Genomic DNA, 22,825 nt, shown 5'->3' with positions numbered 1-22,825 from the left:
ATGGTGTCACCCCTTGCCCGGGTCCTCGCCGGGGCGTCCGCCGGGGAGCTGGTGGCGCTGGCCGCCGAGGTCCTGGCCCGCCCCGTCCCGAGCCCCGTCCCGTCCCTGCTCCCGCCGCCGCCCGGCCTCGGCGGGGTGTCCCGGCCGTGGCTGGGCGGCCCGACCGGGATCGGCACTTCGGCCGCCCGCCCGTTCCGGCCGCGGGCCGCCCCCGGGGCCGCCGGTGACCGGTCGGGCCTGCCGCTGCACTGCCCGCCCCCGGTCCGGGACGACCCGGCGCTCGGCGAGGCGGTGAACGAGCGGCTGGTGGACTGGGCCGCCGACTGCGGCATCTACGCCGACCGGCTGGAGAAGCTGCGGGCCGCGAACTTCGGGCGGCTGCTGATGCTCACCCACCCCGACACCGAGGACCCGGACCGCCTGCTGGCCGCCGCCAAGTGCGCGCTGGCCGAGTGGGCGGTGGACGACTACTACTGCGACGAGGAGGACGACGGCGCCGACCCGGAGCTGGCCGGGGCCCGGCTGCTGCTGGCCAACGCCGCCGTCGACCCGGCCCACCTGCCGCTGCGGTACGCGCCCCGGCTGGAGCGCGGCATGCGGGAGGACCCGGTGCTGGTCGCGCTGCGCACCGCGCTGGAGCACCTCGCCCGGTACGCCACCCCGCAGCAGGTGGCCCGGCTCAAGCACGAGCTGGCGGCCATCTTCGTGGCCTTCGGGGCCGAGGCGGCCTGGCGGATGGCCGGTGAACTCCCGCCCGTCTGGCAGTACCTGGTGAACCGTCAGCCGAACAGCTTCCTGCCCTGCATCGCCCTGATCGACCCGGTCGGCGGCTACCAGCTGCCCGCCGCCGAGTACGCCGACCCCCGGATCCGCCGGGCGGTCACCACCGCCTCGCTGGCCAGCGTGCTGGTCAACGACCTCTACTCGATGGCGAAGGAGAGCCGCTCCGGCACGCTCGACTTCAACCTGCCCACCCTGATCGCCGCCGAGGACGGCTGCTCGCTGGAGGAGGCGGTGCGGCGCAGCGTCGAGGTGCACGACGAACTGGTGCGCACCTTCGAGGCCGAGGCCGCCGCGCTCCTCCCGGCCGGCTCCCCGGCCCTCGCCCGGTACCTGGCCGGCGTGTACGCCTGGCTGGGCGGGAACCACGAGTGGCACCGCACCAGCCCGAAGTACCGGGAGGACTGATCAGGCACCGCGTCCGCCGGCCGGCGCCCGCAGCAGCACCAGCGAGCGGGCGGCCAGCGTGACGGACCCGCCCCGCCCCGGGTCCTCGGCCCCGGGGCGGGCGGTGTCCACCACCGTCTCGTACCGGCAGGGCCAGGGGTCGCCGGGCAGTGCGAAGGTGACGTCGACCGAGCCGCCGTTGAGCAGCAGCAGGAAGCTGTCGTCGGTCAACTCGCAGCCGTGCTCGTCCCGTTCGGACATCGCGGAGCCGGAGAGCAGCATCCCGAGCACCCCCTCGGGGGCGTACCAGTCGCCCTCGGTCATCTCCTTGCCGCGCGCGTTGAACCAGACCAGGTCCCGCTGCCCGCCCGGGGCCGCGGCCCGGCCGGAGAAGAAGGCGCGCTGGCGCAGCACCGGGTGTCTGCGCCGCAGCCGGATCAACCGGCCGGTGAGCTCGGTGAGTTCGCGCCACTCGGGCCGGGCCAGCAGGGACCAGTCCAGCCAGCTGGTCCCGTTGTCCTGGCAGTAGGCGTTGTTGTTGCCGCCCTGGGTGCGGCCCAGCTCGTCCCCGGCGGTGATCATCGGGACGCCGGTGGAGAGCAGCAGGGTGCTCATCAGGTTCCGGAGCTGACGCAGCCTCAGCTCGCGGACGGCCGGGTCGGTGGTCTCGCCCTCCACGCCGCAGTTCCAGGACCGGTTGTCGTCGGTGCCGTCCCGGTTCTCCTCGCCGTTGGCCTCGTTGTGCTTGCGGTCGTAGGAGACCAGGTCGCGCAGGGTGAAGCCGTCGTGCGCGGTGACGAAGTTGACCGAGGCGTACGGGCGGCGGCCGCCGCGCTGGTAGAGGTCGGAGGAGCCGGAGAGCCGGTAGCCCAGCTCGCGCACGTCCAGCCGGGCACCGCGCCAGAAGTCCCGCACGGCGTCCCGGTACTTGTCGTTCCACTCGGCCCAGAGCGGCGGGAAGCCGCCGACCTGGTAGCCGCCGGGGCCGACGTCCCAGGGCTCGGCGATCAGCTTCACCCGGCTGAGCAGCGGGTCCTGGGAGACCGCGCCGAGGAAGGGGTGGTGCATCTCCACCCCGTCCGAGCCGCGGGCCAGTGCGGCGGCCAGGTCGAAGCGGAAGCCGTCCACGCCCATCTCGGTGACCCAGTAGCGCAGCGAGTCGGTGATCAGCCGGACGGTGTGCGGCTGGCGGGTGTCCAGGGTGTTGCCGCAGCCGGTGTAGTCGGCGTAGCCCCGGCGGCTGCGGTCCAGCCGGTAGTACCCGGCGTTGTCGATGCCGCGCAGCGAGAGCGAGGGGCCCATCACCCCGCTCTCGGCGGTGTGGTTGTAGACCACGTCGAGGATCACCTCGATGCCGGCCGCGTGCAGCGCCCGGACCATCCGCTTGAACTCGCCGACCTGCTGGCCCCGGCTGCCGGTGGCGGCGTAGCCGGCGTGCGGGGCGAAGAAGCCGAGGGTGTTGTAGCCCCAGTAGTTGGTCAGCCCGCGCTGCTGGAGGTGGTCCTCGTCGGCGTACTGGTGCACCGGCAGCAGCTCGACCGCGGTGACGCCGAGGTCGACCAGGTGGCCGATGGCCGCCGGGTGGGCCAGGCCGGCGTAGGTGCCCCGGAGTTCGCGCGGCACGCCGGGGTGCTTCATGGTGAAGCCGCGCACGTGCAGCTCGTACAGCACGGTCTCGGCCCACGGGGTCTTCGGGCGCTGGTCGTCGTACCAGTCGTCGTCGTCGTGGACCACCACCGCCTTGGGCACGTACGGCGCGGAGTCCCGGTTGTCCCGGACGGTGTCGGCCACGTCCTGCTCGGGCCAGCCCCGGACGGCGGCGCAGACCGCGTCGTGCGCGGTGTAACTCCCGTCCACCGCACGGGCGTACGGGTCGAGGAGGAGTTTGGCCGGATTCCACCGGGCGCCGGTCCACGGGTCCCAGCGGCCGTGCACCCGGTAGCCGTAGCGGGTGCCGGGCAGCACCCCGGGCAGGTAGCCGTGCCAGGTCTGGAAGGTCCGCTCGGTGAGCGGGTGCCTGGTCTCGGTGCCGTCCTCGGCGAACAGGCAGAGCTCGACCGCCTCGGCGTCCGGCGCCCAGAGCGCGAAGTTGGTGCCCCGGCTGCCGTCCTGGTCGGTCCGGAACCGCGCGCCGAGCGGTTGCCAGCTGCCGGGCCAGGGCACCGCGGGGTCGATCGCGCCGTGTTCCGCCCGTTCCCGCCGCTGCCAAGCCGTCATCGGCCGCACCTCTCCCAGCGCGGGACGTCCCGGGCCCCGCCTAGCTCTTGTTCCCTGATCGGCTGTCGCTGTCACGTGACGGATCGTGTCGCGAACGATTCTGTCGTGTGCCGATGCCTTCCGACGTCTCCTGCGCGAATCCGCTCCCACGTGTCCGGGCGGGACCAGGGTCGTTATGCCGGACGGTTGTTGACGGCACAGGTGGGTACGGAGGAACGGCATGCGCTCCCGGGTGGCGGTCGTGGTGGCGGTCGGGCTCTGTCTGCTCAGCGCCTGCACCAGCGGGCGGCAGGAGGCGCCGAGCACGGACACCGCCTCCGCGCAGGCCAGCCCGGCGGTCTCCCGGGCGGTGATCACCAGCACCCCGGCCGACGGGGCGCAGGAGGTCCCGGCCGAGGGGCCGGTCAAGGTGACGGCGGCCCAGGGCAGGCTGGTCTCGGTCCGGTTGGCCGACCGGAAGGGCACCGAGGTGCCGGGGAGGATCGGCCCGGACGGCGCCTGGACCCCGGAGGGGCGGCTCGCGCTGGCCACCGCGTACACCCTGGACACGGTGGCCGAGGACCGGGAGGGGCTGAAGGCGGCCCAGCACGTGGCCTTCGCGACGCTGGCCCCCGACCACACCTTCGCCGCCTTCTTCACCCCCGAGGACGGCTCCACCGTCGGCGTCGGGATGCCCGTCTCGCTCCGCTTCAGCCGCCCGATCACCGACCGGGCCGCGGTGGAGCGGGCGGTCTCGGTCACCGCCGACCCGCCGGTGCCGGTGGCCGCGCACTGGTTCGGCGGCCGGCGGCTCGACCTGCGCCCGGAGAAGTACTGGGCGGCCGGCACCAAGGTGACCCTCTCGCTGCGCCTGAAGGACGTGCAGGGGGCCCCGGGGGACTACGGGACCCAGTCCAAGGACGTGCACTTCACCGTCGGCCGCTCGGTGGTCTCCACCGTCGACCTGGACGCGCACACCATGACGGTCCGTCAGGACGGGCGGGTGCTGCGCACCCTGAAGGTCTCCGGCGGCAGCCCGGAGTTCTCCACCTACCTGGGCGCCATGGTGATCTCGGAGAAGTTCCCCGTCACCCGGATGAACTCGCAGACCGTCGGCCTGGGCGACGAGTACGACATCAAGGACGTGCCGCACGCGATGCGGCTGACCTCCTCCGGCACCTTCGTGCACGGCAACTACTGGGCCTCCAGGGACGTCTTCGGCACCGCCAACACCAGCCACGGCTGCATCGGCCTGGCCGACGTCAAGGGCGGCTCGGACACCTCCCCGGCCGGCTGGTTCTTCGAGCAGTCCACCGTGGGCGACGTGATCGAGGTGCGCGGCCGGCAGGGGGACCGGGTGCCGGCCGACAACGGCCTGAACGGCTGGAACCTCAGCTGGGACCAGTGGCGGGCGGGCAGCGCGCTCGGCGTCCACTGACCTCCCGCCGAACGTTCACCGGAACCCCCTGGATATCCTTCGCGAGCCACGACCCGGCCCGGGTGAAACCGAAACCCCGGCCGGAGCGTGTAGAGAGCGTGGACATCCGAAGGGGAGCGCAGGAGTGAAGCCGGTGCAGGCGGCTGACGCCGCGATAGTCAGAGGCCGACGGGCAGCCGTGGCGGTGCTGGTCGGAGGCGCGCTGCTGCTGACGGCCGCCTGCGGCGGCTCCACCGGCTCGTCGTCCGGCTCGGGGGGCTCCGGCGGGCAGGCCGCGAGCACGGACGGTTCGACCGGCTCCGGCAGCGGCGGCGGCTCCGGCCAGCCCTCGGGGGCCGCCTCCGGCCCCGCCGAGAGCGCGCCGAAGAACTCCGCCGCGGTGCTCACCGTCACCCCCAAGGACGGCTCCCAGGACGTCAACCCGAACGAGGCGCTGAACGTCGCGGTGGCCCAGGGCACCCTGACCTCGGTCGAGGTGACGGACAAGAACGGCAAGGCGGTGCCCGGCAAGACCGCCGCCGACGGCAAGAGCTGGAAGCCCGACGGCCCGCTCAAGGTCGGCATGGTCTACCAGGTGAGCGCCCAGGCCAAGGACTCCGACGGCCTGGTCTCCGCGACCACCTCCAGCTTCACCACGCTGACCCCGGCCAAGCTGGTCTCCAGCAACGACAACATCTCGGACGGCGGCACCTACGGCGTCGGGATGATCGTCTCGGTCAACTTCTCCAAGCCGGTGAAGAACAAGGAGGCCGTGGTCAAGGGCATCACCTTCGAGACCGGCAACGGCACCGTGGTCAAGGGCCACTGGTTCGGCACCCAGCGGCTGGACTTCCGCCCGGAGAACTTCTGGAAGCCGGGCACCAAGGTGACCATCAAGTACCGGCTGAAGAACGTCGAGGTCTCGCCCGGCGTCTTCGGCGACGTGGACCGGGACGAGCCGTTCACCATCGGCCGGGAGCAGATCAGCGTGGTCGACGCGGCCACCCACCAGATGACGGTGAAGCGGGACGGCAAGGTCTCCAAGACCATCCCGATCACCGCCGGGGACGACCAGAACCCGTCCTGGAACGGCACGATGGTCATCTCCAGCCGGGAGAAGGTCACCCGGATGAACTCGGCCACCGTCGCCAACATCAAGGGCTCGGAGTACGACATCTCCGACGTCCCGCACGCCATGCGGCTGACCAACACCGGCACCTACGTGCACGGCAACTACTGGGGCAAGGCCTTCGGCAAGTACAACGCCAGCCACGGCTGCATCGGCCTGGAGGACGCCAAGGGCGGCAGCGAGGGATCCACGGCCGGCAAGTTCTTCAACGACTCGATCGTCGGCGACGTGGTGAAGATCCAGAACGCCAAGGGCAAGACGGTCGCGGGTGACAACGGCCTCAGCGGCTGGACCATGCCGTGGAGCGCCTGGTAGGCCTCCGGAGCACCGGAAATGGGCTCAACTGTTCGGCCCGGACCCCTTTTCGGGGGTCCGGGCCGTTCTGCTGTGCGAGTCGCGGGCGCGGCGCGGTTGTCATATGCCAGTTGAATAGTGATCGTTTACTCATTGTCAGTACGCGGGCGCTCGCAGTCCGCAATGATTGGCGCATGGCGGGATGGGGCGAAGCAGAGTGGGCATCACTTCCGGCAGCCGGAGCGACTGCTGACGGCCCGTCGGACATCGCGGAAGGTGGGGTGCTCGCCCTGGAGACTCTGGAACGACTCAGCCCGCAGGAGGTCGAGCGCGTGCACTTCGGCCGACTCTGCGCCCAAGTCGCCGCCGAGGAGGAGGTGTTCCTGCCCTCCCGCCCCGAACTCGTCGGCACGGCCCGGCGGGTGGTCCTCACCGTCCTGCAGGGCTGGCGGCTCCACCAGTTACTGGAAGTCGGCGAACTGCTGACCGGCGAGCTGATGGCCAACGCCGTCCGCCACACCGGCGGCCGCACCATCGGCCTGCGCCTCACCCGCCGCCCCGGCTGGCTCCGCGTCGAGGTCCGCGACTCCTCCCGCGCGCTCCCCTGCCTGGTCCTCGCCGAGCCCGGCAGCGAGACCGGCCACGGCATGCTCCTGGTCAACACCCTGGCCGAGCGCTGGGGCGCCGACCTGCTGCCGCGGGGCAAGGGCGTCTGGTTCGAACTCAAGATCCGCGAGCGCACGTAGCGCCGGAGGGCCCGGAAAACAGTGCGGGGCCCCCGGGTGGCCGTGGTGCGGCGCGGGGGCCCCTGCAGATGTCACCGCGCCGGCCAAGGGGGTGCGTGCCGCGCGGGTGTCGATGGAACGACTATCGCACGGTCTCAGGATGTGGGCAAAATCGAACGAAAGGTTTGTAAGCTACTTCACCTTCGCTAATCGCATGGATTCGCCCACTGTCCTTTGATTATTCAGTCGACACCGCGTCCGGCCTCCGCCATGATGCGGCGCGATGACTCGAACCGATATGCCCCAGACCCTGGACGAGCGCACCACGCTGCTCACCTTCCTCGACTACGCCCGGGCCACCGCGTTGGCCAAGGTCGAAGCGCTGGACCCGGCGGACGCCGGGAAGGCGCCGCTGCCCGGGTCCCCGCTGATGACCCTGGGCGGGCTGATCAGCCACCTGCGCTGGGTGGAGCACTGGTGGTTCGACGTGGTGCTGCTCGGCGGCGAGGACCGGGGGCCGTGGACCCAGGACGACCCGGACGGGGAGATGCGGATCGGCGCCGAGGTGCCGATCGCCACCCTGGTGGCCGAGTACCAGGAGGAGATCGAGCGCCACCGCGAGCAGGTGGCCGGGCTCGACCTCGACACCTGGGCCGTCGGCACCGTCCGCAGCGGCACCCGGGTCAACCTCCGCTGGATCCTCTTCCACCTGGTCGAGGAGATCTCCCGCCACAACGGCCACCTGGACCTGCTGCGCGAGATCGCCGACGGCACCACCGGCGACTGACTTGGGCCGACCGGCGATCGGGGACCGGCGTCGCGCCGCCGGGGCACGCGCCCTCCTTGCCCGCCGACGGGCAGGAGGGGCCCTTCGCCGGCTTCTCGTCGGTCGCCGATGCTCCGCATGGACTCCCTCCTCGGCGCCGCCGAGACACGCACCCCAACGCCGCTCCTTCACCCGGCCCCCGATCGCCGGTCGGCCCGTCCGTCAGGGCATCAGCGCTCCACCGGGATCCAGAGCTGGGCCGTGGTGTCCGAGCCGTCCGGGAAGGACCCGAGCGCGAGCAGCTCGGGGCCCGGGCGGCTGCGGTAGGGGCCGGACGGGAACCACTGGGTGAAGACGTCCCGCCAGAGCTCCTGGAGGGCTTGCGGGAAGGGCCCGGAGGTCTCGAAGACGCCCCACTCGCCGGCCGGGACCACCAGGGTGTCCAGCCCCTCCGGCACCGGGGCCGGCGCCACCACCGCCTGGTAGTAGTCGAGTTCGGTCCCCTCGGCCCGGCTCGGGTCCAGGCCGTCGCAGACCGAGAGCATCCCGGCCGGCTCCGCCCCGGCCGCCGCCAGCCCGGCGATCCGCTCCAGCTCGGCCCGGCCGACGCCGCGCAGGAACTCGGCGATGTGCGGGTTCTCCCCGCGGTGCACCAGGGGCACCCGGGCCATCCGCCCCACCAGGGTGAACTCGGGCTTGTGCACGATCCGGTACCGCATGCTGCTGCTCCCTTCGACGACGAGTCGGAAGGAGAGCCGGGGCTGGGCCGTGAGTTCGGCCCCGCGGCGCCGGGCCTCGCCCGGCCCCACCCCGTGCACCGCCCGGAACGCGCGCGCGAACGCCTCGCCCGAGCCGTACCCGTACCGGACCGCGACCTCCAGCAGCGTCCGCTCCCCGGCCAGCACCTCGGCCCCGGCCAGCGTCAGCCGCCGGCGCCGCACGTACTCCGAGAGCGGCATGCCCGCCAGCGCCGAGAACAGCCGCCGGAAGTGGTACTCCGAGGTCATCGCGATCCGCGCCAACTCCGGCACGTCGAGCGGCAGTTCGGGCTGCTCCTCGATGTGCTCCAACGCGCGGTTGAGGCCGTCCAGCACCCGGGTCTCCTTCCCTGATGCCTCCACCGTAGAAAAGCGGAACGGGCCCGGACCCGACAGTCCGTGCCCGTTCCGGTCAGTTCGAGGTCAGCACTCGATGACGTTCACGGCGAGGCCGCCGCGCGAGGTCTCCTTGTACTTGATCTTCATGTCTGCGCCGGTCTCCTTCATGGTCTTGATCGCCTTGTCGAGGGAGACGTGGTGGCGGCCGTCGCCGCGCAGCGCCATCCGGGCGGCCGTGACGGCCTTCACGGAGGCCATGCCGTTGCGCTCGATGCAGGGGATCTGGACCAGGCCGCCGACCGGGTCGCAGGTGAGGCCGAGGTTGTGCTCGATGCCGATCTCGGCCGCGTTCTCCACCTGCTCGGGGGAGCCGCCGAGCACCTCGGCCAGACCGCCGGCCGCCATCGAGCAGGCCGAGCCGACCTCGCCCTGGCAGCCGACCTCGGCGCCGGAGATGGAGGCGTTCTCCTTGAAGAGCATGCCGATCGCCCCGGCGGCGAGCAGGAAGCGGACGATGCCGTCGTCGTCGGCGCCCGGGATGAAGTTGAGGTAGTAGTGCAGGACGGCCGGGATGATCCCGGCGGCGCCGTTGGTCGGGGCGGTGACGACCCGCTGGCCGGAGGCGTTCTCCTCGTTGACGGCCATCGCGTAGAGGGTGACCCACTCCATCGCGTTGGCCGGGCCGATGCCCTCGGCGCGCAGCGCGCGGGCGCCGGAGGCGGCCCGGCGGCGGACCTTCAGGCCGCCCGGCAGGATGCCCTCGCGGTTCATGCCGGCCGAGACGCACTCCTGCATGACCCGCCAGATCTCCAGCAGCCCGGCCCGGATCTCGGCCTCGGAGCGCCAGGCCTTCTCGTTCTCCAGCATCAGGCCGGAGATCGACAGGCCGGTCTCCCGGGTGAGGCGGAGCAGCTCCTCGCCGGTGCGGAAGGGGTAGCGCAGCGCGGTGTCGTCCGGGACGACGCGGTCGGCGCCGATCGCGTCCTCGTCCACCACGAAGCCGCCGCCGACGGAGTAGTAGGTCTTCTCCAGCAGGGTGGCGCCCTCGGCGTCGAAGGCCCAGAGGGTCATGCCGTTGGCGTGGTACGGGAGGGCCTTGCGGCGGTGCAGGACCAGCTGGGTGTCCGGGTCGAAGGCGATGTCCTGGACACCGAGCAGGTGCAGGCGCTTCTCGGCCTTGATCCGGTCCACGTCCAGGTCGGCCTGGTCCACGTTGACCGTGCGGGGCGAGTTGCCCTCCAGGCCGAGCAGGACGGCCTTCGGGGTGCCGTGGCCGTGGCCGGTGGCGCCGAGCGAGCCGAAGAGCTCGGCCCGGACGGAGACGGTCTGGGCGAGCAGGCTCTCGGACTTGAGGCGGCGGGCGAACATCCGGGCCGCGCGCATCGGTCCGACGGTGTGCGAGCTGGAGGGGCCGATACCGATGGAGAAGAGGTCGAAGACGCTGATGGCCACGGAGGTGACGTCCTTGTCTGGTCTCGTGGGTGGAACGGGGGCAGGCATGGCACGGGGCACCGCGCGCCACGTTTCCAGTGTGCGCGGTGCCCCGGAAAAGACGGGTGGCCGTCGGGCCACCTTCGGACTACAGCTCCGGGTAGAGCGGGTACTTCACGGCCAGCGCGGTGACCCGGGCCTTCAGCGACTCGGCCTTGGCCTCGTCGAAGGAGGGCAGCAGGGTCTCGGCGATGATGTCCGCGACCTCGCGGAAGTCGTCGGCCTGGAAGCCGCGGGTGGCCAGGGCCGGGGTGCCGATCCGCAGGCCGGAGGTGACCATCGGCGGGCGCGGGTCGTTCGGGACGGCGTTGCGGTTCACCGTGATGCCGACCTCGTGCAGGCGGTCCTCGGCCTGCTGGCCGTCGAGCGCGCTGTTGCGCAGGTCGACCAGGACCAGGTGGACGTCGGTGCCGCCGGAGAGCACGGAGACCCCGGCCGCCTTGGCGTCGTCCTGGAGCAGGCGCGCGGCGAGCGCCTTCGCGCCCTCCAGGGTGCGCTGCTGACGGTCCTTGAAGTCGTCCGAGGCGGCGACCTTGAAGGAGACCGCCTTGGCCGCGATCACGTGCTCCAGCGGGCCGCCCTGGAAGCCGGGGAAGACCGAGGAGTTGAGCTTCTTGGCGAAGTCCTGCTTGGCCAGGATGATGCCGCCGCGCGGGCCGCCCAGGGTCTTGTGCGTGGTGGAGGTGACCACGTCCGCGTACGGCACCGGGTTCGGGTGCAGACCGGCGGCGACCAGGCCGGCGAAGTGGGCCATGTCGACCCAGAGGTACGCCTCGACCTCGTCGGCGATCCGGCGGAACTCGGCGAAGTCCAGCTGGCGCGGGTAGGCGGACCAGCCCGCGATGATGACCTTGGGGCGGTGCTCCTTGGCCAGGCGCTCGACCTCGGCCATGTCGACCAGGCCGGCGTCGTCCACGTGGTACGCGACCACGTTGAACTGCTTGCCGGAGAAGTTCAGCCGCATGCCGTGGGTCAGGTGGCCGCCGTGCGCCAGGTCCAGGCCCAGGATGGTGTCGCCGGGCTGGGCGATGGCGAACAGCGCGGCCTGGTTGGCGGAGGCGCCCGAGTGCGGCTGGACGTTGGCGTACTCGGCCCCGAACAGCTCCTTTACCCGGTCGATCGCGATCTGCTCGGCCACGTCGACGTGCTCGCAGCCGCCGTAGTAGCGACGGCCGGGGTAGCCCTCGGCGTACTTGTTGGTCAGGACCGAACCCTGGGCCTCCATCACCGCGACGGGCGCGAAGTTCTCGGAGGCGATCATCTCGAGGGTGGTCTGCTGGCGGTGCAGCTCGGCGTCGACCGCGGCGGCGATCTCCGGGTCGAGCGCGTGCAGGGACTGGTTCAGGACAGTCATGTTGGGTCTTCCCGTAAGGCGGTGCGGGCAGTGGACCGGGAGGGTGACGGCCGCCGCGCTGCGGCCGTCACCTCGTCTACCAGTGGGTCAGGCGCCGATGAAGGCGTCGTACTCCGCAGCGGTCAGCAGCTTGCCGGTCTCGGCAACCTCGACCTTGAACAGCCAGGCGTCGCCGAACGGGTCGCTGTTGACCGAGGCCGGGTCGTCGATGACGGCCTGGTTGATCTCGGTCACCGTGCCGGTGACGGGCGAGAACAGGTCGCTGACCGACTTGGTGGACTCGAGCTCGCCACAGGACTCACCGGCGGTGATCTCGTCGCCGACCTCGGGCAGCTGGACGTAGACGATGTCACCCAGGGCGTCGGCGGCGTGCTTGGTGATGCCGACCGTCGCGACCGCACCGCTCTCGGCGGTGGTCAGCCACTCGTGCTCCTCGGTGTACTGCAGGTTCGTGGGGTTGCTCATGACGTCATTCTCCAGGATCGCAAGAGGGTAGGGCGAAGCCGTCCGCTGAGCGGACCGGGGGTTTCGAAAGGTGACGAGGGGTCAGCGGGCGCGCTTGTAGAACGGCAGCGCCACGACCTCGACCGGCTCGTGCTTGCCGCGCACGTCGACCGCGACCGCGCTGCCGGGGGCGGCGTGCGCCGCGTCCACGTAGGCGATGGCGATCGGCTTGCCCAGGGTGGGGGAGGGGGCGCCGGAGGTGATCCGCCCGATCGGGGTGCCGTCCGCGCTGACGACCGCGTACTCGGCGCGCGGGACGCGCTTGCCGTCCGAGACCAGGCCGACCAGCTTGCGCGGCGGGTTGGACTCGGCCTGCACCGCGGCGGCCTCCAGGGCCTTGCGGCCGACGAAGTCGCCCTCCTTCTCGAACTTCACCACGCGGCCGAGGCCGGCGTCGAAGGGGGTCAGCTCGGTGGAGAGCTCGTGGCCGTACAGCGGCATGCCGGCCTCCAGGCGCAGCGTGTCGCGGCAGGAGAGGCCGCAGGGCACCAGGCCCGCGTCGGCGCCGGCCTCGGTCAGCGCGTTCCACAGGTGCTCGGCGTCGGCCGGGGCGCAGAAGACCTCGAAGCCGTCCTCACCGGTGTAGCCGGTGCGGGCCAGCCAGACCTCCTTGCCCGCGACGGTGGCGGGCAGCAGGGCGTAGTACTTGAGGCCGGGCAGGTCGGCGTCGGTGACGGAGGCGAGGATGCCGTTGGCCTCCGGGCCCTGGACCGCGAGCAGCGCGTAGGCGTCCCGGTCGTCGCGGACCTCGGCGTCGAAGCCGGCCGCGCGCTCGGTCAGCGCGTCCAGCACGACCTGGGCGTTGGAGGCGTTGGCCACCACCATGTACTCGGACTCGCCGGTCCGGTAGACGATCAGGTCGTCCAGGATGCCGCCGTCCTCGCGGCAGATCATGGTGTAGCGGGCGCGCAGCACGCCGAGCGCGGAGATGTGGCCGACCAGCGCGTAGTCGAGCAGCTCGCCGGCCTGCGGGCCGGTCACGGTGATCTCGCCCATGTGCGAGAGGTCGAAGAGGCCGGCCTTGGTGCGGACGGCGAGGTGCTCCTCGCGCTCGCTGCCGTAGCGCAGCGGCATGTCCCAGCCGGCGAAGTCGGTCATGGTGGCACCGAGGGAGCGGTGCAGTGCGTCGAGCGCGGTCAGGCGAGGGGACATGGCGACGGGACTCCTTGGCCGGAAACGGGCATGCGGGGGTGGAGTCTCCCCGTCTGTCGTCACAACCTGAGAGCTTCACCGCCCATCCAAGGATGGCGGCTTGCACCGTGGGTGGGCGCACGGCGCGGCCGTGTCCACTTTCCAGATCTGCCTCGCCCGTGCGGTAGGGGTGCCTGAGAGATTCCGGGGAGGACTTGCTCCTTCGGCGCCGGCCCAGCGCACACGGCGCACTCCGGACTCTCCCGCGCGGGTTCGAGCGGCCAGTGTGAAGTTGTCGAGCGCGCTCATCATGGCACGAGACCGGACCGCGACGGGAGAGGGGTCCGCCCCGTGGGTCAGGTCCGCCCCCGGAGCACGCCACCTGGCCCTAGGCTTGGGGCCGCACAGCTACAGAGGGGCGCGACCGATGAACCAGCCGGGCGATACCGGAGTGCAGGGGTGGGCCGAGCCCGGGAGTGCGCCGGCCGGGGGGAGTTGGCCGGTCAACGAGTTGGAGCAGGTGCTGACGGCCGCGCTGGGGGATCCGGGGGCGACGCCGCGGGTGATCGAGGTGCTGGCGCGCAGCCAGGTCTGGATCCCGCTGCCGGCCGGGGCCGACCCGCAGGGGGAGGGGCTGGACCTGCCGACCATCGAGCTGGCCGGGTCCCCGTACGTGCCGGTGTTCTCCTCGCAGGAGCTCTTCCTCCAGATCGCGCCGGGCGTGCCGTTCGCGGTGGCCCCGGCCTGGGAGTTCGCCCGGGGCCTGCCGATCGGGGTCGGGATCGCGGTCAACCCGGAGGCGCCGGTGGGCATCCCGGTGCCGCCGGAGGGGGTCGGCGAGCTGCGCCGCGGGCCGCTCGCGGAGCGCTGGGAGCAGCAGCCCGAGGGCGGTGCCCGGGTGGCGCTGCGGGAGCCGGAGCCGGCCGAGGAGCCGTACGCCTTCCTCGGTGCCGCGATCACCGAACTGGCCGAGCTGCCCGGGGTCCTGACGGCCCGTCGGGCGCTGGCCGGGGTGGAGCTGGACGCCCCGGTGCTGTTCGTCGGGGTGCAGCTGGACCCGGCCTGGCCGGCCGACCCGGGGCAGGTCAACGAGGCGCTCGGCCGGGCGCTCGGAACCATGCCGCCGCCGTGGGGCGTCCACCTGGTGCTGCTCGACCTGGTCGCCGACCCGGTGGTGGAGTGGATGCTCACCCGGGTCCGCCCGTTCTACGTCAGGTCCGGCGCGGTCCCGGTCTGAGCCGGGTGGGGGGGCCGGACCGACCACCGAACCGTTACGCGCCGGTACGGGGCGGCGGTATGACGGCTGTCGGGCCGGGCCAATAGGCTTCCCCCGACAGACCACGTACGGCCACGGTCGGCCGAGGGCGAGACGGGACGGCGGGCGGAGCACGGCATGAGCGCGGGAGCGGCGGCAGACGGCGCGATCGAGCGCGCCCTCGGCGAGGTCGCGCCGGAGCGCTACGACGCCTACGAGCGGCTGCTGGGGGCGCTCGCGGGCGGCAGGGTCTGGATGCTGCTCTGGCACGGGCAGCCGGGGAGCCCGGACGCCCAGTACGGGAACATGGAGATCGGCGGGCACGGCTACGCCCCCGCCGTCACCTCGCCCGAGCAGCTGGCGCTCTGCGGCTGGACCAGGAGCCACGAGGTGATCTCCGGGATGGAGATCGCCAACGCGCTGTACCGGACCCGCTGGGGCCTGTGGCTCAATCCGCACGTCCCCGGTGGCGGGGTCGGGGTGCCCTGGGCCGACCTGCGCCGGATCGCGGGCGGGCTGGACCGGCTGCCGGCCGGGCCGCTCCAGCTGGCCGAGCCGGCCGTGCAGGCCCCGCAGTTCTACGCCCAACTGCAGCGCGAGGCGGCCGCGGTGCGCCCGCTGAGGGCGCTCCGGCAGGCCTGGGTGCGCCCGGCCGTGGGCGAGGCCTACCTGGCCGTCGGCCTGGACCTCTACGACACCTCGCCGCCGTCCGTGGAGGCGGCCCGGGCGCTGGTGCAGCGTGCGGTGGCGCACGCCCCGGCGGGGCTGGCGGTCTCCACCGTGCTGCTGGCCGACGAGCTGGACCCGGTGGCGATGTGGCTGCGCGCCTTCGCCCGTCCGTTCTTCGACCGCGAGTCGGCGAACCACCCTCCGCAGGGCTACTGGCCGCACCAGCCCTGGCGCTGACCAGGTCCCATGCCCGTGCCCGAAGGGGCAGTTGACGGAGTGTCCGGGCAATCCTTCGCACGCATCTTGACAGTCGAGTAACCCCTGTGTGAAGAGCCTTATTCGCCAGGACACGGCCGTGCATGCGGACAGATCACAGTTGGGCATCCTTCGGTTGTCAGGTCTGGCGTAAGGCCTCCCCGATGCCAGAGAGTCTGCGCAGTGCAGTGCGGGGCTTACCTGAGCTGCCCGGCAACTCCCTTGCTTCTCAGCACCTTTCGCAATCGCGATTCCGGACCTAATCCTGGCCCGGGCCTTACCAGGGCCCGGTGCTCGGCGTACGTACGGCACCGTGGCCGGCCACCGTCGGCGAGGGGAAACGAAAGACACATGAGCACTTCCACCAAGAGCACCGACGCTCCGGAGGCCCCCGCGGCCCCGGCCAAGCGGATCGAGGGCCGGTCGCCCGGCCGGATCGCCTGGGACCGTCTCAAGCGCGACAAGATCGCGCTGACCGGCGGCGTCGTCGTGCTGCTGCTGATCCTGGCCGCGGTCTTCGCGCCGGTGCTCACCTCGCTGTTCGGGCACCCCGTGGACGAACCGCACCCGGACCAGATCAACCCCGACCTCGGCCTCCCCAAGGGGGCGTTCGGCGGCATCAGCAGCGACTTCCTGCTCGGCGTCGACCCGACCTTCGGTCGCGACGTGTTCAGCCGGATCGTCTACGGCGCCCGGATCTCGCTCACCGTGGCCTTCCTGGCCGCCGGTGTGTCGGTGGTCATCGGCGTGCTGGCGGGCATCGCGGCCGGCTACTTCGGTGGCTGGGTCGACGCGGTGATCAGCCGGGTGATGGACGTCCTGCTGGCCTTCCCGCAGCTGCTGTTCTCCATCGCGCTGGTCTCGGTGATGCCCAACTCCGTTCTGGGGCTGGAGGGCAGCGCCGTCCGGATGGCGATCCTGGTCCTGGTGATCGGCTTCTTCGGCTGGCCCTACATCGGGCGCATCGTGCGAGGTCAGGCACTGTCGCTGCGCGAACGCGAGTTCGTGGACGCGGCCCGCAGCCTGGGCGCCGGCTGGCCGCACATCCTGCTGCGCGAGCTGCTCCCCAACCTGGTCGCCCCGATCCTGGTCTACGCGACCCTGATCATCCCGACCAACATCCTGAGCGAGGCCGCCCTCAGCTTCCTCGGCGCGGGCGTGAAGCCCCCGACCCCGTCCTGGGGCCAGATGCTCTCCGAGGCCACCCGGATCTACCAGGTCGACCCCACCTACATGGTGGTGCCGGGTCTGGCCATCTTCATCACGGTGCTGGCCTTCAACCTGTTCGGCGACGGTCTGCGCGACGCGCTCGACCCCAAGGGCAACTGACCCTCGGTTCCCCCACGAACCGCCCGCCGTACCAGGGCACTTCGAGACTGTTACACCCCAGTACGACCATCAGGAGGAAAGTACCCATGACGCGAAACCGGACGCTCGCCGCCGCCGCCCTGGTGGCCACGCTGGCCGTCACCCTCACCGCTTGCGGCGGCAGCGCGGACAAGAAGGACGGCGGCGACAGCGCTTCCAAGTCGGCCTCGGCCGGCGGCTTCAACGCGGCCGTCGACAAGGTGCTCAACCCGTCCGAGAAGAAGGGCGGCACGCTCAACCTCTGGAGCACCACCGACGCCGACTCCTGGGACCCGGGCCGCGCCTACTACGCGTCGATCTGGAACATGCAGCGCTTCTACGCCCGTACCCTGCTCGCCTTCGACGCGAAGCCGGGCAAGGGCGGTCTGGAGCTGGTGCCGGACCTCGCCGCCGCCAAGCCGGAGATCTCCGCCGACGGCAAGACCTACACCTTCAAGCTCAAGAAGGGCATCAAGTTCGAGGACGGCTCGGCCATCACCTCGAAGGACATCAAGTACGGCATCGAGCGCGTCTTCGCGCAGGACGTCATCTCCGGCGGCCCGACCTACCTGGTGAACACCCTCGACCAGGGCCAGGGCTACAAGGGTCCCTACACGGACACCACCCCGGACAAGATGGGCCTCAAGACCGTCGAGACCCCGGACGACTCCACCATCATCTTCAAGCTGGAGAAGCCCGACTCGGCCTTCCCGTACCTGCTCGCGATGGGCACCGCCTCGCCCGTCCCGCAGAAGTCGGACACCGGCTCCAAGTACGGCGAGAAGCCGGTCTCCTCCGGCCCGTACAAGTTCAAGTCGATCGAGCCCGGCAAGTCCGTCGAGTTCGTCCGCAACGAGAACTGGGACCCGGCCACCGACCCGTTCCGCAAGGCGCTGCCGGACGTGGTGAAGCTGACCATCACCACCAACGCCGACGACATGGACAAGCGCCTGCTCGACGGCTCGATCGACCTCGACTTCGCGCAGACCGGTCTCTCCCAGGCCGCCCAGGCCCAGGTGCTGACCAACGACAAGCTCAAGGCCAACACCGACGACCCGTACAACGGGTTCATCCGGTACATCGCGATGGTCCCGAAGATCGCCCCGTTCGACAACGAGCACTGCCGCAAGGCGGTCATGTTCGCGGCCGACACCACCGCGCTGCAGACCGCCCGCGGCGGTCAGGTGGCCGGCTCGCCGTACGGCTCGATGCTGCCCCCGAACATCCTCGGCTCGGACAACTACGACCCCTTCACCCTGGTGGACGGCAAGCCCGACCTGGCGAAGGCCAAGGAGGAGCTGGCGGCCTGTGGCAAGCCGGAGGGCTTCAAGGCCACCATCGCGGTCCGCGGCAACAAGGACAAGGAGGTCAAGTCCGCCGTCGCCCTGCAGACCGCGCTGAAGGCGATCAACGTCGACGTCACCATCGACCAGTACGACGGCAAGCTGCTGGCCTCGGTCGCCGGTTCGCCGGAGGTCGTGAAGAACAAGAACTACGGCCTGATCGTGGCCGGTTGGGGTGCCGACTACCCGACCGGTGCCGGCTACATGCAGCCGCTGATGGACGGTCGCTTCATCACCGCCAACGGCAACAGCAACTACCCGGAGACCAACGACCCCGCGGTCAACGAGCTCTTCGACAAGGCCGGTGCCGAGCCGGACGCCGCCAAGGCCGCCGAGATCTACAAGCAGATCAACCACAAGGTGACCGACATGGCCGTCTACCTGCCGGTGGTCGCGGACCGCGCGCTCAACTACCGCAACCCGCGCCTGACCAACGTGTTCATCAACGACGCGTTCGGCATGGTCGACTTCCAGGCCCTCGGTACCAACGACGGCAAGTGACCTGCCCAGTCCCGTAGTTCGCACAGCTAGTCCGAAGGGCAGGTGAAGACGCCGCCCGGGCCGGGCGCCCCACGAGGGCGCCCGGCCCGGGGGCGGCGTCGACCGCAGTGCTCGTGTACATCATCCGACGACTCGTCAACGTCGTCGCCATGCTGGTGGTGGTTGCGGCCGTCACCTTCGGCATCTTCTTCATGGTGCCGAAACTGACCGGGAGCGACCCGGCGCTGCTCTACGTCGGCAAGATCGCCGACCCCGCGGCGATCGAGGGCATCCGTCACAAGATGGGCCTCGACAAGTCCGTCATCGAGCAGTTCTGGCTCTTCCTCAAGGGTCTGGTCCTCGGACGCGACTACAGCACCGGCGTGGACGTCACCCACTGCTCCGCGCCCTGCTTCGGCTACTCCTTCAAGACCGAGCGCGAGGTCTTCCCGGTGCTCCTGGACCGGCTGGGCGTCACCGCCTCGCTGGCCCTCGGCGCCTCGATCATCTGGGTCCTGTTCGGCACCATGACCGGCATGATCTCCGCGCTCAAGCGCGGCTCGCTGCTCGACCGCTTCACCATGACCACGGCCCTGGCCGGCGTCTCCCTGCCGATCTACTTCACCGGCATGCTGGCCAGCGCGGTCTTCGTGTACCAGCTGGGCGTCTTCCCGAACGACTACGTGCCGTTCGCCGACGACCCCGTCGCCTGGTTCCAGAACCTGGTGCTCCCCTGGGTCACCCTGGCCTTCCTCTACGCGGCCAACTACGCCCGTCTCACCCGGGCCACGCTGCTGGAGGTGCTGGGCGAGGACTACGTCCGCACCGCCCGGGCCAAGGGCCTCGGCGAGGGCACGGTCATCCGCAAGCACGCGATGCGCTCCACCCTGACCCCGATCCTGACCGTCTTCGGCATGGACCTCGGCGGCCTGATCGGCGGCGCGGTGCTCACCGAGTCCACCTTCAACTTCCGTGGCCTGGGCTACGAGGCGGTCTCCTCGATCGCCGCCAGCGACCTCCCGGTGATCATGGGCGTGACGCTCTTCGCGGGCTTCTTCATCATCCTGGCCAACCTGCTGGTTGACATCCTGTACGCCGCTGTCGACCCCCGGGTGAGGCTCGCATGACCGAGATCCAGATCGACAAGTCCGCCTCGGTGAAGCCCGGTTCGGCCTACCTGGAGGTCAAGGACCTCCGGGTGCACTTCCCCACCGACGACGGCCTGGTCAAGTCGGTGGACGGGCTCACCTTCTCGCTGGAGAAGGGCAAGACCCTCGGCATCGTCGGCGAGTCCGGCTCCGGGAAGTCCGTCACCTCGCTCTCCATCATGGGCCTGCACCGGATGGGCAAGCGCGGTGCGCCGCGGATCACCGGCCAGGTCTGGCTGGACGGCGAGGACCTGATCGCGGCCGGCCCGGACCGGGTGCGCGAGCTGCGCGGCCAGAAGATGGCGATGATCTTCCAGGACCCGCTGACCGCGATGCACCCGTACTACACGGTCGGCGCCCAGATCATCGAGGGCTACCGCGCCCACCACCCCGGCACCTCCAAGAAGCAGGCCCGCACCCGGGCGATCGAGATGCTCGACCGGGTCGGCATCCCGCAGCCGGACAAGCGGGTGGACGCCTACCCGCACGAGTTCTCCGGCGGCATGCGCCAGCGCGCGATGATCGCGATGGCGCTGGTCAACGACCCCTCGCTGCTGATCGCGGACGAGCCCACCACCGCCCTGGACGTCACCGTCCAGGCGCAGATCCTGGACCTGATCCGGGACCTGCAGAAGGAGTTCGGCTCCGCGGTCATCATCATCACCCACGACCTGGGCGTGGTGGCCGAGCTGGCCGACGACATCCTGGTCATGTACGGCGGCAAGTGCGTGGAGCGCGGGCCGGCCGGGACCCTCTTCGAGTCTCCCGAACACCCGTACACCTGGGGCCTGTTGGGCTCGATGCCGCGCCTGGACCGGCCGCTCCAGGAGCGCCTGGTGCCGGTCAAGGGCACCCCGCCCAGCCTGATCAACGTGCCCTCCGGCTGCGCCTTCCACCCGCGCTGCCCGTACGCGGACCGCACCGACGGCCGCTCCACGTCCGAGGTGCCGAAGCTGGCCGAGGCCGCACCCGGCCACCACGCCGCGTGCCACCTGCCGATCGCCGAGCGGCACCGCATCTTCACCGAAGAGATCGCGCCCCGGCTGTGAGCGTCGTCCGTACCACCCCTCAGGAGAAGACCCCATGACGGACTCATCGACGACGGCGGCGACCGTGCCCGCTCCCGCGCCGGCCTCCGACCGTGAGCCGCTGCTCCGGGTGACCGGTCTGACCAGGCACTTCCCGATCACCAAGGGGCTGCTGCGCCGTCAGGTCGGCGCCGTCCGCGCGGTGGACGGGATCGACTTCGAGGTGCGCGCCGGGGAGACCCTCGGCGTGGTCGGCGAGTCCGGCTGCGGCAAGTCCACCATGGGCCGCCTGGTCACCCGGCTGGACGAACCGACCGGCGGAAAGATCGAGTTCGAGGGCCGGGACATCACGCACCTGGGCGTCTCGGCGATGCGTCCGCTCCGCCGCGACATCCAGATGATCTTCCAGGACCCGTACTCCTCGCTCAACCCCCGGCACACCGTGGGCACCATCGTCGGAGCGCCGTTCCGGCTCCAGAAGGTCTCCACCGAGCAGGGCGTGAAGCGCGCGGTGCAGGACCTGCTGGAGCTCTGCGGCCTCAGCCCGGAGCACTACAACCGCTACCCGCACGAGTTCTCCGGCGGCCAGCGCCAGCGCATCGGCATCGCCCGCGCGCTGGCCCTCAAGCCGAAGATGATCGTGGCGGACGAGCCGGTCTCGGCCCTGGACGTCTCCATCCAGGCCCAGGTGGTCAACCTGCTCGACGACCTCCAGAACGAGCTCGGCCTGACCTACCTGATCATCGCGCACGATCTCTCGGTGGTCCGGCACGTCTCGGACCGGGTCGCGGTGATGTACCTCGGCAAGGTGGTGGAGATCGCCGACCGGGACTCGCTCTACTCGGCGCCGATGCACCCGTACACCAACGCGCTGATGTCCGCCGTCCCGGTGCCGGACCCCCGGCGCAAGGAGCAGCGCGAGCGGATCCGGCTGACGGGTGACGTGCCGTCACCGATCAACCCGCCGAGCGGCTGCCGCTTCCGCACCCGGTGCTGGAAGGCCCAGGACATCTGCGCCACCGAGGAGCCGCGCCTGGTCGCGCCCAAGGCCGGGCACCAGGTGGCTTGCCACTTCCCCGAAGGGGACAACGGGTAGAGCCCCGAGAACTCCTGATCGTTTCCGCCTAGACTGCCCGTCGGCACGGCCGGGTCACTCCGGTCACAGATGGGCTGTTCAACACGTGGTGGATTTCCAGGAGTTCGAGCGCGGCGGCTGGGCGCGGCGCAGCGGTACCTACGACGGCGGCTTCGGTGTGATGACGGCGGGACTGCACTCCCGCCTGCTCGCCGAGGCCGCCGTCGGCGCAGGTGTGAAGGTGCTCGAAGTGGGTTGCGGGACCGGTCGGCTGGGGCTGGCCGCGATGCGGCTCGGGGCCGAGGTGACGGCCACCGACGTGGTCGAGGAGATGGTGGCCGAGGCGGCCCGGGTACTGTCCCGGGCGGTCACCGCCGGGCTGCCCGGACTGCCGTTCGGCGCGGGGGAGTTCGAGGCCGCGGTCGGCGCCTTCGTGATCAACCACGTGCCCGATCCGCCGGCCGCCGTCCGCGACCTGGCCCGGGTGGTGGCCCCCGGCGGCCGGATCGCCCTGTCCTGCTGGGACTCCCTGGCGGCCAACCGGGCCCAGGGCCTGTTCTTCGACGCCTTCGCCGAGGCCGGGGCCACCCGCCCCGCCGGTCTGCCGGGTGACGCCCCGTTCGCCCCGTACGCCGCGCCGGAGCCCTTCGCGGAGCTGCTCCGCTCGGCCGGGCTCACCGAGGTGGCGGTGCACCGGGTCGGCTGGACCCACCGGGTCGAGCCGGGCCGCTGGTGGAAGGACGTACTGGAGGGCACCGTGCTCACCTCCTCCCTGATCGAGGGTCAGCCCCCGGAGACGGCCGCCCGGATCGAACGGGCGTACCTGCGGCTGGCCGCCGAGTACCAGGCCGGGGACGGCACCGTGGAGCTCCCGGTGGCCGCCCTGCTGGCCGTCGGCCGGGTGGCGGCCGACTGACCTACGGGGCGGCTCGTCCTCGTACGGGTGACGGCGCG

General features: G+C 71.4%; 19 protein-coding genes and 1 riboswitch. Of the genes, 13 read left to right on the top strand and 6 right to left on the bottom strand.

Annotated features, from left to right (window positions below; all coding sequences use genetic code 11):
• A complete protein-coding gene (locus tag ACIA8O_RS29170) occupies positions 1-1,188 on the top strand; it encodes a family 2 encapsulin nanocompartment cargo protein terpene cyclase (RefSeq protein WP_396296964.1) in 1,188 nt (395 codons plus the stop codon).
• Here the strand turns inward: ACIA8O_RS29170 and glgX are convergent, their stop codons facing one another.
• A complete protein-coding gene (glgX, locus tag ACIA8O_RS29165) occupies positions 1,189-3,384 on the bottom strand; it encodes a glycogen debranching protein GlgX (protein WP_396296963.1) in 2,196 nt (731 codons plus the stop codon).
• A gap of 220 nt (positions 3,385-3,604) precedes the next feature.
• On the opposite strand from glgX, the gene ACIA8O_RS29160 reads away from it, so the two are divergent.
• The 4 genes from ACIA8O_RS29160 to ACIA8O_RS29145 all read left to right on the top strand — a co-directional run bounded on the left by ACIA8O_RS29160 (position 3,605) and on the right by ACIA8O_RS29145 (position 7,715).
• Positions 3,605-4,801, top strand: coding sequence for an Ig-like domain-containing protein (locus ACIA8O_RS29160; RefSeq protein ID WP_396296962.1), 1,197 nt, complete (start codon positions 3,605-3,607; stop codon positions 4,799-4,801).
• 133 nt (positions 4,802-4,934) lie between these two features.
• Entirely contained in the window at positions 4,935-6,224 is a 1,290-nt protein-coding gene (locus ACIA8O_RS29155; RefSeq protein ID WP_396296961.1) for an Ig-like domain-containing protein, read from the top strand.
• Between the two features lie 311 nt (positions 6,225-6,535).
• Positions 6,536-6,949, top strand: coding sequence for an ATP-binding protein (locus ACIA8O_RS29150; RefSeq protein WP_396296960.1), 414 nt, complete (start codon positions 6,536-6,538; stop codon positions 6,947-6,949).
• A 262-nt stretch (positions 6,950-7,211) separates the two neighbouring features.
• The gene (locus ACIA8O_RS29145; protein ID WP_396296959.1) at positions 7,212-7,715 is read left to right on the top strand and encodes a DinB family protein; all 504 of its coding nucleotides are present in this window, start codon (positions 7,212-7,214) and stop codon (positions 7,713-7,715) included.
• A 209-nt stretch (positions 7,716-7,924) separates the two neighbouring features.
• On the opposite strand, the gene ACIA8O_RS29140 is transcribed toward ACIA8O_RS29145, so the two are convergent.
• The 5 genes from ACIA8O_RS29140 to gcvT form a co-directional block, all read right to left on the bottom strand.
• Complete coding sequence (locus tag ACIA8O_RS29140; RefSeq protein ID WP_396296958.1) at positions 7,925-8,788, bottom strand: helix-turn-helix domain-containing protein; 864 nt, start codon at positions 8,786-8,788, stop codon at positions 7,925-7,927.
• A gap of 87 nt (positions 8,789-8,875) precedes the next feature.
• Entirely contained in the window at positions 8,876-10,243 is a 1,368-nt protein-coding gene (locus ACIA8O_RS29135; protein WP_396296957.1) for an L-serine ammonia-lyase, read from the bottom strand.
• A gap of 127 nt (positions 10,244-10,370) precedes the next feature.
• The gene (gene glyA, locus ACIA8O_RS29130) at positions 10,371-11,636 is read right to left on the bottom strand and encodes a serine hydroxymethyltransferase (RefSeq protein WP_396296956.1); all 1,266 of its coding nucleotides are present in this window, start codon (positions 11,634-11,636) and stop codon (positions 10,371-10,373) included.
• An 87-nt stretch (positions 11,637-11,723) separates the two neighbouring features.
• Positions 11,724-12,101, bottom strand: a complete 378-nt coding sequence (gene gcvH / locus ACIA8O_RS29125; protein WP_396296955.1) for a glycine cleavage system protein GcvH — start codon at positions 12,099-12,101, stop codon at positions 11,724-11,726.
• A gap of 81 nt (positions 12,102-12,182) precedes the next feature.
• Positions 12,183-13,292: a glycine cleavage system aminomethyltransferase GcvT gene (gene gcvT, locus ACIA8O_RS29120; RefSeq protein WP_396296954.1), complete on the bottom strand. Its 1,110-nt coding sequence runs from the start codon at positions 13,290-13,292 to the stop codon at positions 12,183-12,185.
• A 151-nt stretch (positions 13,293-13,443) separates the two neighbouring features.
• Positions 13,444-13,547: riboswitch (glycine riboswitch) on the bottom strand.
• 151 nt (positions 13,548-13,698) lie between these two features.
• Here gcvT and ACIA8O_RS29115 point away from each other — a divergent pair.
• From ACIA8O_RS29115 to ACIA8O_RS29080, 8 genes are all read left to right on the top strand, one after another.
• On the top strand, positions 13,699-14,508 hold the full coding sequence (locus ACIA8O_RS29115; protein ID WP_396296953.1) for an enhanced serine sensitivity protein SseB: 810 nt from the start codon (positions 13,699-13,701) through the stop codon (positions 14,506-14,508).
• A 156-nt stretch (positions 14,509-14,664) separates the two neighbouring features.
• Positions 14,665-15,432, top strand: a complete 768-nt coding sequence (locus tag ACIA8O_RS29110) for an enhanced serine sensitivity protein SseB C-terminal domain-containing protein (protein ID WP_396296952.1) — start codon at positions 14,665-14,667, stop codon at positions 15,430-15,432.
• Between the two features lie 369 nt (positions 15,433-15,801).
• Positions 15,802-16,779, top strand: a complete 978-nt coding sequence (locus tag ACIA8O_RS29105) for an ABC transporter permease (protein WP_396296951.1) — start codon at positions 15,802-15,804, stop codon at positions 16,777-16,779.
• Between the two features lie 86 nt (positions 16,780-16,865).
• A complete protein-coding gene (locus tag ACIA8O_RS29100; protein WP_396296950.1) occupies positions 16,866-18,641 on the top strand; it encodes an ABC transporter substrate-binding protein in 1,776 nt (591 codons plus the stop codon).
• Between the two features lie 107 nt (positions 18,642-18,748).
• Positions 18,749-19,747, top strand: a complete 999-nt coding sequence (locus tag ACIA8O_RS29095) for an ABC transporter permease (RefSeq protein WP_396296949.1) — start codon at positions 18,749-18,751, stop codon at positions 19,745-19,747.
• Entirely contained in the window at positions 19,744-20,817 is a 1,074-nt protein-coding gene (locus ACIA8O_RS29090) for an ABC transporter ATP-binding protein (protein ID WP_396296948.1), read from the top strand. Before ACIA8O_RS29095 ends, ACIA8O_RS29090 begins: the two co-directional genes overlap by 4 nt.
• 34 nt (positions 20,818-20,851) lie before the next feature.
• Complete coding sequence (locus ACIA8O_RS29085; RefSeq protein ID WP_396296947.1) at positions 20,852-21,892, top strand: ABC transporter ATP-binding protein; 1,041 nt, start codon at positions 20,852-20,854, stop codon at positions 21,890-21,892.
• An 85-nt stretch (positions 21,893-21,977) separates the two neighbouring features.
• Positions 21,978-22,787 carry a class I SAM-dependent methyltransferase gene (locus ACIA8O_RS29080; RefSeq protein WP_396296946.1) on the top strand — a complete coding sequence of 270 codons (810 nt, stop codon included), beginning with the start codon at positions 21,978-21,980 and terminating at the stop codon, positions 22,785-22,787.
• Positions 22,788-22,825: the final 38 nt, after the last annotated feature.

It is taken from the genome of Kitasatospora sp. NPDC051853 (assembly GCF_044452665.1).
Classification (GTDB): Bacteria; Actinomycetota; Actinomycetes; order Streptomycetales; family Streptomycetaceae; genus Kitasatospora.
The sequence above is the reverse complement of the archived record's forward strand: the minus strand, read 5'-3'. Positions and strand labels throughout refer to the sequence as shown.

Coding starts and splice junctions, on each gene's coding strand:
- ACIA8O_RS29170 (WP_396296964.1), top strand. CDS start 1: ATGGTGTCACCCCTTGCCCGGGTCCTCGCCGGGGCGTCCGCCGGGGAG.
- glgX (WP_396296963.1), bottom strand. CDS start 3,384: ATGACGGCTTGGCAGCGGCGGGAACGGGCGGAACACGGCGCGATCGAC.
- ACIA8O_RS29160 (WP_396296962.1), top strand. CDS start 3,605: ATGCGCTCCCGGGTGGCGGTCGTGGTGGCGGTCGGGCTCTGTCTGCTC.
- ACIA8O_RS29145 (WP_396296959.1), top strand. CDS start 7,212: ATGACTCGAACCGATATGCCCCAGACCCTGGACGAGCGCACCACGCTG.
- glyA (WP_396296956.1), bottom strand. CDS start 11,636: ATGACTGTCCTGAACCAGTCCCTGCACGCGCTCGACCCGGAGATCGCC.
- gcvH (WP_396296955.1), bottom strand. CDS start 12,101: ATGAGCAACCCCACGAACCTGCAGTACACCGAGGAGCACGAGTGGCTG.
- gcvT (WP_396296954.1), bottom strand. CDS start 13,292: ATGTCCCCTCGCCTGACCGCGCTCGACGCACTGCACCGCTCCCTCGGT.
- ACIA8O_RS29115 (WP_396296953.1), top strand. CDS start 13,699: ATGAACCAGCCGGGCGATACCGGAGTGCAGGGGTGGGCCGAGCCCGGG.
- ACIA8O_RS29110 (WP_396296952.1), top strand. CDS start 14,665: ATGAGCGCGGGAGCGGCGGCAGACGGCGCGATCGAGCGCGCCCTCGGC.
- ACIA8O_RS29105 (WP_396296951.1), top strand. CDS start 15,802: ATGAGCACTTCCACCAAGAGCACCGACGCTCCGGAGGCCCCCGCGGCC.
- ACIA8O_RS29100 (WP_396296950.1), top strand. CDS start 16,866: ATGACGCGAAACCGGACGCTCGCCGCCGCCGCCCTGGTGGCCACGCTG.
- ACIA8O_RS29090 (WP_396296948.1), top strand. CDS start 19,744: ATGACCGAGATCCAGATCGACAAGTCCGCCTCGGTGAAGCCCGGTTCG.
- ACIA8O_RS29085 (WP_396296947.1), top strand. CDS start 20,852: ATGACGGACTCATCGACGACGGCGGCGACCGTGCCCGCTCCCGCGCCG.